General features: G+C 66.8%; 5 protein-coding genes and 1 pseudogene. 4 read left to right on the forward strand and 2 right to left on the reverse strand.

Translation table 11 applies throughout. From position 1 onward, the window contains the following. Positions 1-33: 33 nt before the first annotated feature. A pseudogene (locus R2B38_RS33615) lies at positions 34-426 on the forward strand (GTPase RsgA); the annotation flags it as partial. A gap of 288 nt (positions 427-714) precedes the next feature. Here R2B38_RS33615 and R2B38_RS33620 read toward each other — a convergent pair. Beyond that, positions 715-4,206 (reverse strand): DNRLRE domain-containing protein, encoded by a 3,492-nt coding sequence (locus tag R2B38_RS33620; RefSeq protein ID WP_318019578.1) that lies wholly within the window; start codon positions 4,204-4,206, stop codon positions 715-717. Positions 4,207-4,598: 392 nt separating this feature from the next. Between R2B38_RS33620 and R2B38_RS33625 the strand changes: the two genes are divergently transcribed. From R2B38_RS33625 to R2B38_RS33635, 3 genes are read left to right on the forward strand one after another with little or no spacing between them, the layout of a single operon-like run. Next, positions 4,599-11,522, forward strand: a complete 6,924-nt coding sequence (locus tag R2B38_RS33625) for a ricin-type beta-trefoil lectin domain protein (RefSeq protein ID WP_411978598.1) — start codon at positions 4,599-4,601, stop codon at positions 11,520-11,522. 51 nt (positions 11,523-11,573) lie between these two features. Beyond that, entirely contained in the window at positions 11,574-12,029 is a 456-nt protein-coding gene (locus R2B38_RS33630; RefSeq protein ID WP_318019580.1) for a DUF1877 family protein, read from the forward strand. 43 nt (positions 12,030-12,072) lie between these two features. Then, entirely contained in the window at positions 12,073-12,540 is a 468-nt protein-coding gene (locus R2B38_RS33635; protein WP_318019581.1) for a hypothetical protein, read from the forward strand. A gap of 454 nt (positions 12,541-12,994) precedes the next feature. Here the strand turns inward: R2B38_RS33635 and R2B38_RS33640 are convergent, their stop codons facing one another. Continuing rightward, positions 12,995-13,168, reverse strand: coding sequence for a hypothetical protein (locus R2B38_RS33640; protein ID WP_318019582.1), 174 nt, complete (start codon positions 13,166-13,168; stop codon positions 12,995-12,997). Between the last annotated feature and the right edge of the window lie 431 nt (positions 13,169-13,599).

Here is a 13,599-nt window from a genome sequence, read left to right on the forward strand (position 1 = left end):
CGCGTGCCGGGGCCACCCTGTGAAGGGTCTCCCGTGACTTCCAGTTCTGCTTTTCTCGCGCTCGCCCGCTACGGCTGGGACGACGCGTGGGCGGATGAGTTCGCCCGTCACGATGCCGAAGGAGTGCTGGCCGACCGGGTCGTCCGGGGGCAGTGCGCCGTCGAACCCGTCGGCAACCCGTGGTACCGGACGTCTCTGCCGCGCCGTATCGCCTTCGTGCGCTACAGCTTGTCCAAGCGGTCCGAGGGGGAGATTCCTGCGGCCAACCTCGACCATACGATCGTGGCCGTACCGCTGACCGGGGACCTCGACCTCGGCCGTATCGAACGGTTTCTCGCGCTCGCGTGGGAGAGTGGGGCGACTTGTGCAACGGTGAATTACGCCTACGCGGTGAGCCCTGTACGGTCGCGCTCAGCCGCTGTACCAGCCGCATTGCATGGACAATCGGCTGCGTGATTTCCGTCCTGGAGCGTCACGCACACGGGTCAGCCGCACGATCGGGCGACATCTTGACCCGCCCCACCTCTCAGGTTCCAGTTCTGCTGACCAACTGACGGCCTTTACGAAAGGCTGTTCCGAAAACGTGCACAGGGCGACGCTGCGTGCCAGCTGGTGAACGATGTCGGCAGGTCCTTTGCGGGAAAACCGCATGCACACGTGAAGGGGTGGGGACTGGCAACGGAGCGGCAGCTACCGTGCCAGTCCCCACCCGGTTCAGCCGATGGTCAGCTTGTTCTGCCAGCCGCTGCTGACGATCTCCGTACCCGAGCCGCTCAGGACTGTGCGGCTGCCGGCGTAGAAGCGCACCGTGCCGTCCACCCTCAGGGTCCATACGTCGGGGATGCCGTCCCCGTTGGCGTCCGGGGTGCCGAAGAGGAACCTGATGCTGGAGCTGCCCCAGCCGGAGGCGCCGTACTCGGTGTCCGTGCCTCCGGAGGAGGCGGCCGCCGAGGCAAGGGAGCCGGTGTCGACTCCGCCGGTCGCGGTGTCCTTGATGCCCTTGCGCAACAGCAGCCGTCCGCTGGCGTCCGAGCGGTAGACGACGTCGGTGACGTCGTCGCCGGAGACATCCTGGACGGTGACGAGGTCACGCTCCGTCCAAGCCGACGCGGACAGTTGCCTGGCCTCGTCCACGGTGGCGCCGTTGTACCCGATCAGCGTCCACAACGCGTCGCCGACCGTGAGGAAGAAGTCGGGCTTGCCGTCGCCCGTGGCATCGCCGGCCGAGACGATCTGGGTGATCGTGGAGGGATCCGGCGCACCGGCCGGCAGCAGGATCTCGTGGCGCCTGCCGATGTCGACCGCCCCGTAGCCGTCGCCCGGATACACCCACAGCTTGCCCTCGCGTACCGCGATCAGGTCCTGCAGGCCGTCGCCGCCGTAGACGTCGCCGAGGTGTGCGATCAGGGTGTTCTTCCAGTAGCCCGAGGGCGGTGCCACGTACAGGGGCACGTCGTCGTCCCCGCCGTTGGGGTCCTTCGCAGGGTTCTCGCGGTAGGCGCCGGACATCGAGTACCCGAGAGTGCCGGCGCCCTTGGACAGATCGGTCGTGGCGCGCCCCGGGTACATCCGCAGGTTGCCGTTCGCGTCCACGACCATCAGGTCGGGGAGCTTGTCGCCGGTGAAGTCGCCGGGTGCGTCGGCGTCGTCGCGCGGGGTGACGTAGAAGAAGTACTTCCGTGGGTCGGACACGTTCCCCGCGTCGTCGACGGCCCGTACGTACAGCACATTGGGCCCCGCGAGCGGGGGTTTGGCGCTGGACCAGGTGGTCAGGGTGGAGGTGGCCGCGCCGTTCGTCCTGGCGGAGGAACCGGTGTAACTGGCCGTGTTGAAGCCGTACTCGTACTTCACGACATCGGTCTGCGAGGCCTTGAAGGTGAAGGAGCCCGCCGTGCCGAACTTGACGGTGCTCCACTTGGAGTCCTCGTCGTCGTTCCCGAAGCCGTTGTCCTTCGCGTCCGCGTCGGGGAACTGCGTCGAAGTGACGACGGGCGGAGTGGGCCGTGCGCTGTCGAAGACGAAGCGGCACGGGGTCTTCTTGGGCGTGTACGCGGAGGAACTGCCCCGCTTGTCGACGGATTTCGCCCGCCACGAGTACTTGACGCCGTTCTTGAGCCCGCTGGTGGAGAACGGATCGGTGTGCACCCGGGCAGAGTCGGTCTGACTGCCCACCGAAACCTTGCCCTTGGCGCCGAGCAGATTGCCGCTGCCACCGGTCGGCCACAACTCGAAGCGCACGGAGGCCAGGTTGGAGTCCTTGTCGCTGGAGTTCGCCCAGAAGGTGATCGAGGAGGCGCCGACATTGATGTAGGGCGAGCTGGTGTCGCAGGACAGGTCGGGGTCGAGGTCCAGGTGTGAGGGCGCGCCGGGCGGGCGGTTGTAGACCAGTTCGACGTACGGGTCGTTGCCGCCGTCGGCCTGGAACTTCTTCCAGCTGTACGCGGAGTTCTCGTCGCCGGCGCGCATGCCGATGGTCAGGGTGTCCCAGCCGCCCGCGACGGCCTTCTGCGCAGCGGACTTGACGTCGAAGGCCTCGTAGTCGTCCGGGCAGGTTCCGGACTTGTAGCCGTGCGCGAAGCTCTTGCTCGCGAGCTTGTTGCCGGCTGTCATCTTCGGGGCGTTCTTCCAGTTCGTCTTGTTGCTGATCGGCCCGGTCAGATACACGTTCATGGTGCGGGCGCTGCACGACCAGGCGTAGGTCTCCAGGGCGTGCAGTTTGGCGCTGATGACGGATGCGCCTTTCAGGTCCGGGTTCCAGTCGATGCTGAAGAACGAGCGGCCGGTGCCCCAGGTGTCGGACTCGAAGCCGACGCGCGCCTCATGCGTCCCCTTGTTGAAGTTCCGCCCGTTGTAGAAGTTCGCCCTCGGGTAGCGGCTGTACGCCGTCGTCCAGTCGTTGGTGTGTTTGCTCACCGACGGGTCGATGAAGACCGGGTAGACGGTGTCAGGGTCGGTGAGGAAGTCCTGGTCCGGCGTCAGGGTCCAGGTCGAGCCGTTCAGGTCGGTCTCGACGACCGTGCCCCGCGAGTCGGGCTGCGGGCCCGCCAGCGACGCCAGGTCGAGTGTTGCCGCCGCGCCGCTGTGAGTGGGGTCCGGGGACGCCTCGGCCGGTACGGAGGGCTGGGCCGCTTCGCTCTCGGTGGCCGATGGGTCGGGGGCCTCGTCGGTCGCGTCGGGCAATGCCTCGTTGTCGGTGTCCGCGTCGTCACCGTCGTTGACGCTGTCACTGGGTTCGGGCGAGGCGTCCGTGGGTGACTCCGAGTCGTCCGGTGCGCCGGTGACGTCCGAGGACAGGCTCTCGGATGCGGTGGGCGATGCGCTGCTGCCTGCCTGGCCGTCGGTGAGTGCCGGGGTGCCGGAGTTGTCCCACATCAACGGAGTGGGGGAGACCGCGACCTCCTCGCCGTCCGCGTCGTCGGCGCTGACGATGCCGGTCGTCGGGTCCAGGGAGAAGCTCAGATCGGGGGAGGACAGACCGTACGAGAGTTGCGTCACGCGAGGATCGGCGGCGGCCTGACGGGTCTTGACCACCAGCAACTGCGCGAAGCCGCCGTCGTCCGCCGTCAACACCAGGTCCGCGCCGGGCAGGATCTCGGGATAGAGCGCGCGGGAGCCGTCGATGACGGGCGTCGGGATGGCGCCGGGCCAGGTCAGGACGATGTCGTGGTCACCCGTGCTGAGTGTCACCAGCGCGCTGGACGTCGTGGCGTCCGCCTGAGCGAGCAACGGCACCCTGCGTACGCCCGCGCCGCGATCGGCCCGCTCGTCGCTCGACCGGGTGCCGGCTCGGGTACCTGCCGAGAAGGTCATCCGCACGTTCGTCGCCCGGGGGGACCAGCCGTCCGCGGTGTGCGTGAGGGCCGTGTCGATCGCCCGCCACGTCCCGCCGACCTTGGCCCGGATCGGTGTCGAGTGGATCCGGCGTTGCAGCAGTCCGTCCGGTCGCGCCCACGTGGTCTCGTAGACCGTGCGCAGCCCGGTGACCTCGACCGGCTTTCCGGTCCGCGCGGCCTTTGCCGCCGCCCCGGCCTCGCTCAGCGGTGCGCTGTGCCGGGCTTGTGCCCCGGTGTGCGGCCGGTCCCCGTCGCCGCTGCCGTTCAGTCCCGCGTACGTCAGACCGGCGGCCGCGACGGCGGCTACGACGGCCGCCGCGGTGACCCGGCGACCGGATATGCGGCGACGTCTGATCGGCCATCTGCTCGTCATGCGCGCGTTCCCTTTCCCCCTCGGACAACGGGACCAGATCATGTCCGAAGGCGCGGCTGCCGTCACGCGTCGGTTTTCAATGACCGTTCCATTGCGGTCTGTTGAGGTGCCCTTGGGTCCGTTTTTGAGCGCACTTAACCGATACGTGGCGTGATGATCACCACTAAGTCACAGGGAACTCTGGTTTTCCCCACAACATCACCACAGAATCGGGCCGTTCTTGACGCGGCCTCACCTGTGCGCAGCCCTGCTGCCCAGGCGGCCGCTTCATGCCGTCCGGGGGGTTTGCTGTGCCTGTCTTCACGTCCGCGCGCCGCTGGCGCGGTCGCCGCTCCGTTCTGCTCCCGGCCGTGGGCCTGGCACTGACGCTGGCGCTGCTGCCGGTTGACGCCATGGCCGCGCCCCCGGATCCGGGCAGCGCCGAAGTGCCGCGCGAGGACGTCACGTTGGAGCAATTGCCCGTCGAGCAGATGGTCAGTGGCTCGACCCGCGATGCCAAGCTCGACAGCATCGCGGTCGACACCCCCGACAACCAGGACGAGGCCCCGGCCGGCACCACCACCCCGGCCGTCTCCGGCACCGCAGCGGTCTCCTTCGGCGGCTCCACGCAGACGGCCGCCCTGGGCGGCAGCACCACCACGGTGACCCCGGCGGACTACACGCCCGCCGGCACCCTCCCCGTCAAGCTCGGCCAGGCCCCGGACGCCCCCGCGCCGACCGGTACTTGGCAGGTCGCGGTGGCCGCCCGTACGGCGGCGGTCTCCGACGGTGTCGACGGCGCGGTGGTCACCGTGACCGCGCCCGCCACCGGCTCGGTGCCGATCTCGGTCCAGTTGAGCTACAAGACGTACGAGAACCTCTACGGCGCCGACTGGGCCTCACGTCTGGAGTTCGTGCAGTTCCCCGAGTGCTACCTCACCACCCCCGACCTGGAGGAGTGCCAGGCCTACACGGAGTTGGAGACGGTCAACGACCCGGACTCCAAGACCGTCACCGCCACCGTCGACACCACTGCTGACGGCACGGTCTCGGCCTCGACGAGCAGTGCCTCCGCATCTTCGGGGATTCTCCAGGCGTCGTACGTCCATCCGGCGGCAGCCACCGGCGACAAGGCGGTGGTCGGCGCGGTGGATTCGGGTTCGGGTCCGGGCGGCACGTTCAAGGCGACACCGCTCGCCGCTGACGGCAAGTGGAGCGCCGGTGGCTCGTCGGGCGCCTTCACCTGGTCGTACCCCCTGCAGGTGCCGCCCACCCCGGCCGGCCCCAAGCCCGACATCTCGTTCGACTACAACTCGCAGACGGTGGACGGCAAGACGGCGACCACCTCCCCGCAGGCCTCCTGGATCGGAGAGGGCTGGGACTACGACCCGGGTCACATCGAGCGCCGTTACCGCACCTGCAAGGACGACCGCGAGGACATCGGCGCCGGAGCGGCCAACAACAAGGAGAAGAAGTACAAGACCTCGGACCTGTGCTGGGTCTCGTACAACGCCGTGATGACGCTCGGTGGCAAGACCACTGAACTGGTGCGCGTGGGCAGCTCCGAGATCTACCGGCCGGAGCAGGACGACGGCACCAGGGTCGAGCACCGGACCGGCGCGGACAACAGTGACGACAACGGCGAGTACTGGATCGTCACCACCAATGACGGCACCCAGTACTTCTACGGTCTGAACAAGGTCGGGGGCGGTCACGCCGACACCGGCTCCGTCTTTACCGTCCCGGTCTACGGCAACCACCCCGGCGAGCCTTGCCGCAAGGACGCCTTCGCCGACTCCCGCTGCACCCAGGCCTGGCAATGGGGCCTGGACAAGGTCGTCGACGTCCACGGCAACGCGATGGTCGTCAACTGGCAGCCGGAGACCAACTACTACGCGCCCAACAAGAAGTTCAAGAACCCTGTGTCGTACGTCCGCGGCGGCTACCCCACCAGCATCGAGTACGGGCTGCGCACCACCGACCTGACCAAGCCCTCCGCGAAGGTCGTCCTCAACTCCGAGCAGCGCTGCCTGGAGAGCGACGGCTCCTGCGCGGCCGACAAGTTCGACGACACCAAGAACCCTGCCTCCTACCGCCCCTGGTGGGACAGCCCGGGCAACCTCAACTGCAAGTCCGGCTCCAAGCTCTGTTCGGCCTTTCCCTCGTTCTGGACCCGGATGCGCCTGGCGTCCGTGACCACCTATGGCGCCCGTCCCGGCGTCACGGGACTCGCCAAGGTGGACACGTACACCCTTCATCAGTCCTTCCCCCGCGACTGGTACAACACCTCCCCCGGGCTCTGGCTGAACTCCATCACCCGCACCGGCTACGCGCCCGGTGACAGCACTGGCACCATGCTGACGACGGCCGGTGTCAGCTTCGGCCCGTACACCGTGGACAAGGACGATCCGCTCGGCAGTTACCTGAAGGACCAGCAACTGCCCAACCTCGTCCCCCGTTACAAGGGCGATGCGCGTCCCGGCTTCACCCGCCCGCGGATCGGCACCGTGTCCACGGAGCACGGCGGCGATCTTGAGGTCGTCTACCAAGGCGGTTGCAAGACCCAGCCCTCCGTGGCACCGGAGAGCAACCAGGGCACGTGCTATCCGGTGCGCTGGTCCCCGGACGGCGACCTGGAGAAGCCGGCTCTGGCCTGGTTCAACAAGTACGTCGTGCACTCGGTCACCGAGACCGACAAGATCACTGGTGTATCGGACCGCCTCACCAGCAAGTACACCTACTCCGGCGCGGCCTGGGGCAAGGACGACGACGAGTTCTCCAAGCCTTCCCTGCGCACCTACAGCGTCTGGCGCGGCTATCAGCAGGTCACCACCGTCAAGGGCGCCAAGAACAGCGCCGGCGTCGGTGTGCCCCAGACCCAGTCGTTCTCTGTCAAGCGCTACTTCCGGGGCGCGGGCGGCGCCGTCAAAGACTCCAAGGAGGAGGTCACCCTCGTCGCCGACGACGCACCCCAGTACGCGGGCATGATCGCCGAGGAGATCTCCTACGACGGCACGGGCGGCCGCGTCCTCAACCGGACTCTGAACTTCCCCTGGTCGAAGCAGACCGCCTCCCGAGACCGTGACGGCGGCCTGTCACCGCTGCTCGCCCAGCGCGCGGGCATCAAGCGCACCGACGACATCCAGACGGTCGACTCCAGTTGGCAGGCGGTGCGCACGGAGACCGAGGTCGACTCCGACTACGGCCTGCCCGTCCAGGTGCAGACCGAGGTCGTCAAACCGAACAGCAGCGGTGGTGAGACGCTCAGCAACCTCACCTGCGCGAAGACCGACTACGTCGCCAATGAGTCGGCCCACCTCATCGGGTTGCCCAAACAGGTCCGCAAGACCGCCACGTCGTGCGCGGACTATGACAAGGCCGATCCGGCGACCCAGCTGATCGAGGCCACTCGGGTCAGCTACGACGACGGTGCGTGGGGCGCGGCCCCGACCAGAGGGCTTGCCACCAGTTCCGCGTCGACCAACGGTGCCGGCACCTCCTATTCGGTGGTCACCGGCACCACCTACGACCCGCTCGGCCGGGTCCGGAAGGTGACGGACGCGCTCAAGAAGACCACCGAAACCCAGTACACCCCCAGTGACGCGGGTGGACCGGTCACCGCCATCAAGACCATCAACGCGAAGGGCCACACCTCGGTCAGCACCATCGATGCCGGGCGCGGCCTGACTCTCACCGTCACCGACCCCAACAACCGGGTCGTCCGCAACGAGTACGACGCTCTGGGCCGCCTGGTGAAGGGCTGGACCGCCGCACGTTCGTCCGGCAACCAGACCCCTGACGTGGTGATCAGCTACCAGATGGCGTCCGCCACGGCCACGGTGACCAAGCCGACGGCGGTGACCGTCAAAAGCCTGAAGGACAATGGCGAGTACGCCAAGCAGGTCACCATCTACGACGGCCTGATGCGTCCGATCCAGACCCAGAGCGACGCGCACGGCCCCGGCCGGATCATCACCGACACCCGCTACGACGACCACGGCCTGGTCCGCGAACAGACCGGAAGCTACCTCGCCAAGGGCGATCCGGTGGCCGCGCAGTTCAAGCGGGCGAGCGACTCCACCGTTCCCAGCCTCACCAGGACCTTCTACGACGGCTTGGAGCGTCCGGTCAAGACGACCACGGTCCACAGCGGCAAGGCCGTGTACTCGGACAGCACCACTTATGGCGACAACTGGACACTCAGACGTCCGGCCGGCGGCGCCACCCCGGCGGTCAAGTCGTGGACCGACGCGCTCGGCCGGGTCAACCTCATTCAGCACTACACCAGTGTCGGGCTGACCCACTGGCGCAACACCGAGTACTCCTACGACGCCCGCGGCAACCGCACCAGGATCAAGGACGCGGCCGGAAACCTGTGGACGTCCACCTACGACGCCCGCGGCCGCCTGACCGATTCCACCGACCCGGACACCGGCGCCTCATCCTTCGGCTACGACGACCTGGACCGCACGGTCAGTGTCACCGACTCCTTGCTGAAGACGGTCTACACCTCCTATGACGAGATCGGGCGCGTCACCGCCTCCCGCGAGGGTTCTCCCGACGCCGCCCCTGTCAAGGAGTTCACCTACGACCCGGCCGGCGCCCTGGGCAAGCCGGCTTCCTCCATCCGCCATGACGCCACAGGCGACTACATCACCCGCGTCACCGGCTACGACACCGAGTACCGGCCCACAGGACGCGAGATCGTCGTTCCCGCGAACGCGAACACTGCAGGGCTGTCCGGCACCTACAAGTACAGCTACACCTACACGCCCGGCGGCAAGCCGCTGAGCGTCACGCTGCCCGCGGTCGGCGGACTGGGCCGGGAGAAGGTCGTCACCCGTTACGACACCGACGATCTCCCCGTGTCGACCTCCGGCCTGAGTTGGTACACCAGCGACGTCACCTACTCCCCGTACGGTGAACCCCTCCGCACCGTCAGCGGCCCTCAGCCCTACCGGGTGTGGACCACCAACTTCATCGACGAACACACGGGGCGCCTGCAACGCACGGTGTGGGACCGGGAGACGGCGAGTTCCCACCGACTGGCGGACAGCTACTACTCGTACGACCGCGCCGGAAACGTCACCTCCACAGCGCGCAAACTCACCGACGGACCGACCTCCGCCTGGGACAACCAGTGCTTCACCTATGACAACTTGGGTGAACTGGTCCACGCTTGGACCTCCAGCAATGCCGTCGGCACCGCCGGAACGGGCTGCAAGTCCGCCTCGGGCACGGTCTGGGGTTACCGCGAGGACGGGCAGACCTCCGCCGGTCCGATCGCCGAGGCCGCCGCCACCGACTCCGCCGGGAACAGCGTCGACATCTCCGCGTCGCTGGCGGGCGCGGCCCCGGCCTCCGGCACCGTCACAACCGGTACTACCGCCTACTGGCAGTCGTTCACTTTCGACACCATCGGCAACCGCGCCTCGCTGACCGAGCACAACCCGGCCAACTCGGCGCTGGACGAGACCAGTACGTACTCCTACGGCACCCTGGTGACCGGCAACGGCACCAGCGCTCCGAAGCTGACCCAACCGCACACCCTCACCAAGACCGACCCGGCCACCGGCGCTGACCTCGCCTACGTCAACGACGCCACGGGCAACACCACGACCCGGTCCTTGACCGGCGGCAGCCAGAGCCTCCTCTGGAACAGCGAGAACAAGGTCACCGACGTCACCGGCTTCGGTGACGGCGCGGGCGCAGTCGTCGGCCTGTCCGGCAAGTGCCTCGACAACGCCGGCGGCACCACCGTCGACGGCAGTGCGATTCAGCTCTACCGCTGCAACAACAGCGCCGCGCAGCAGTGGAAGCCGACCGGCGACACCCTGCGCGTGATGGGGAAATGCGCCAGCGCCAACGGCACCAAGATCTTGCTTGCCACCTGTGACGGCAGCGCCGCGCAGAAGTTCACCGTGCGCACCTCGGACCACAGCCTCTACAACCCGGCCTCCGGCAAGTGCGTTGACGTACCCGGTGCCAACGACGCCGACAGCACCGACCTGCAGCTGTACACCTGCAACGGCACCGCTGGTCAGCAGTGGACCCCTGCTGATCACACGTCCTATGTCTACGACGCCGAGGGCAACCGCATCCTCCAGCACTCCGCCGTCGGCAGCGTGCTCTACCTCGGCGAGACCGAGGTCTCCGCGGATATCAAGGGCAACGCCGTCCAGGCCACCCGTACGTACACGCACAAGGGCGCGCCATCGGTGGTCCGCTCCACCAAGTACGGCAGCACTACAGGTCACAAGCTCAGCGTTCTGCTCAGTGATCCCCTCGGCACAGCCACGATGTCGGTGGACGAGAGCAGCGGGCAGCCTTACACGCGACGCTTCTTCAAGCCCTATGGAGAGGTCCGCGGCACCAAGCCGACAAGCTGGCCGAACAACCGGTCGTATCTCGGCAGCGGCATCGACGACACCAGTACCGCCCTCACCCACCTGGGCGCGCGCGAGTACGACCCCTCCACCGGGCGCTTCCTGTCCGCCGACCCGGTCATCGACGCGGCCGATCCACTCCAGATCAACGGCTACGCCTACAGCCACAACAACCCCACGACGCAGAGCGACCCGACCGGGCTGTACGACCCGGACCGGATGGAGTACGAGCGGCAGCAGGAGCGCAAGAAGCGAGAGGACGAGGAGAGAAAGCGCAAGGCGCGGGCCGAGGTCTTCAAGAAGGTTCGCGAAAAGTACACCCTGGCTCACGACACCACGATTCTGATGGCCAAGTCATGGTTGGTGATGGTCCAACCGCACGGCGGCGGCGTCGTGACCGTCGACCTGCAGCAGACCGCGAAGATTCGTGATTCCGAAAACTGGATCAAGGGTGGGTCGAGCGAACATCCCGGAAAGGAAGACGGTTGGGCCGACCTTCTGTACTGGACCGACGACAGCGTTTACGTCTGGGATGTGAAGCACGGTGGCGGAGAAGCGGAACGCAAGGGAGGAAAGGAAGTGACGGAAAAGGTCCAGTACCTTCAGAAACAGCTCAACGAAATGGGTATGGGGCATCTGAAGGCCAAAGTCGGATTTAACATACCGCCCCAGGAAGGCATCAACAACTTCAAGAAGAATGAATGGGTCCAGTCGTACCCATCCACCCGGAGCAAGGGCGTGATCGCCTACAAGACCAAGGAGATCAAACAGATCCCATTGCCCGAGCCGCAAGTCCAGGGGCAGGAACAGGAACAGGACGATTCATGGTGGGAGAAAACCCAGAACTGGTGGCATGAGAACATCACGAACCACGACTGGTCCAACAATCCCTGGATGCCGAAGAGTCCGGTTGGAGGCGGCATTCCGATGCCGATTCCAATCCTCCCGTGAGTCGACGGTACAATGAGGGCCCTTGTGGCCTGTGGATCGGAGTAGTTGGCAATGGATATGACGCTTCGAAGGATTTCCGCTGCGGACGCGGACAAGGGATTCCGGCATGTCGTATCGGGATTCTCGGGTGAGCGCAGTGGTGTGGAGAGCGAGTGCTTTCTCGGCCGCGAGTGGGAAGTCCTGGAGCAGGTCCTGCTGGCTCAGGGGCCGGAGGAGATCAGTGAACTTCCCATCACCATGGGCGATCTCCTCGGTGACGACGACCTCGGCACCGCCTGCTTCTATCTCCCGCCGGACGAGGTGGCGGTCGCAGCCCGTTTCCTGGTCGGCGTCGACGCCGAACGGTCCGTTGCCGAGCACGCCGACGAGATCGCAAGGACGTTTCGCCATGGTGATATCCCGGACGGCTACCTGGAAATCCTCGGCCGTTACCTGAAGAACGTTCGTGATTTCTACATCGCAGCCGATCAGGCAGGTGAAGGCGTTGCGAAACTTGTCCAGGGCTGAGAGCCGCCGCCCCGGGCCATGGCCGGTAAGGGCCGCGGTCGTCGTGAGCGCTACGGGCGTACTGCTGACTCTGCTCGTTGGCTGCGGCACGGCACCTGCTTCCTCGGGTGAATCCGCGTCCACGGGTACGTCCAAGACCAAGGCCGCGGACCCAGCCGCGAAGGCACACGACGTCGAGCAGAACCTGAAGACCGCCGCCCGCGCCGGTGGCCTGTCCTTGTTGGACGAGCCCACCAGGGACGAGCGAGGCTGCGTCGTCGGTTACCTGCTGCAGCCGTTGTCCCAGAATGGACCCGACCCCGTGGACGCCACGGTCACGAGCCTTCACGACGACGGCTGGGGTGACGAGCGCCACGCCCAGGTGAAGGGAATGCGGCGGGTAACCCTCACCAAGGAAGGCTGGACTCTCCGCGTTCGCGACTATTCGGCCCAGGGGGCCAAGCGTGGCTTCGTCGCTCTGCTGGCCACCAAGGCAAGCTGCAAGCAGGCACAGGTTCAACGCGCGTCGTGATCTGCCGAGAGCACAGGAACCCCAGGGCGAGCGATGTCGTAGTGCAAAGGACCTCAGCCTGCACGAGTAAGCTGACGAGCTTGGTCGGACGGGTGAGGGCACGTCCCCGCTGAACGTGGGGGCACGAGTGCCCGCTGGGAGATGTCTCCGAGGCGGTGCTTTGCCGGCGGCGCCAGGCGGGGCAGGAGGTCTGGCGGCGCTCGCCGAGGCCGGTGATGGTGGCCGAGGATGTCGATGTCGCGGGTCATTCGACGTGCGCCGAACTGGGTTGGCAGCAGGCCGCCTTTGTGGACGAAGTGTTCTTGGCCAAGAGGCGATGCGGCCCGGCGGTAGAGGAACGGTTCGAGGACGTACTCGACCATGACCTCGGCCGTGGACCGGCTGGTGCGGTGGGCCAGGTTTCGCAGGTCGTTGCGGACGCGGTCAGCGGTGGTGTCGCGCGTGGGGTTGGCCATCAGGCGAGCACCCCTCCTACGGCGGGGCGGACGACGAAGAGAGCGCCCAACTGTTGTGCGATGGATTCGCCGGCCCTGCCGCGTCCGCTCCGGCGCAGGTAGCGGCAGGGCGAGGGCAGGGCGAGGGTCTCGCCGATGCGGCTGCGGGGCGTCTGCCCGCCGGTACACTCCACGGGACAGTTCGTCTATCTGCGCTTCGATGACCAAGCGCGTACAGCCAGTGGTGGGCGAGCGGCGGATCCGGCGTTGATCATGTGTTGCGAACCCGCCGGTCAAGCGGCCCTTCTATGGGGACTTCCTGGGGACTTTTCAGGTATTTTCACGTCTGTCCCAGGGATGTCCCGGGGGCTCTTCGCCACGCCAGCCCACCCTGAGCCGTCTCCTTGTACTTCACGTTCATGTGCACGCCGACGACTTCGGCAACGAGGTACTGACCCACCGAGACACTGTCCCCGCCACACTCAACGCAGGGCTATCAGTCACACTCCGCATGGTGCAACCCGATGCAGGAGACTCCTTCCATACCTGTGACGGTGGCAAGTTCCTTGAACCGACCGTGGCGGCCGGTCAACCCTGTGGCTGCGCTTCGACGCTTGGTGAGCGT

This window comes from Streptomyces sp. N50 (assembly GCF_033335955.1).
Lineage (GTDB): Bacteria > Actinomycetota > Actinomycetes > Streptomycetales > Streptomycetaceae > Streptomyces.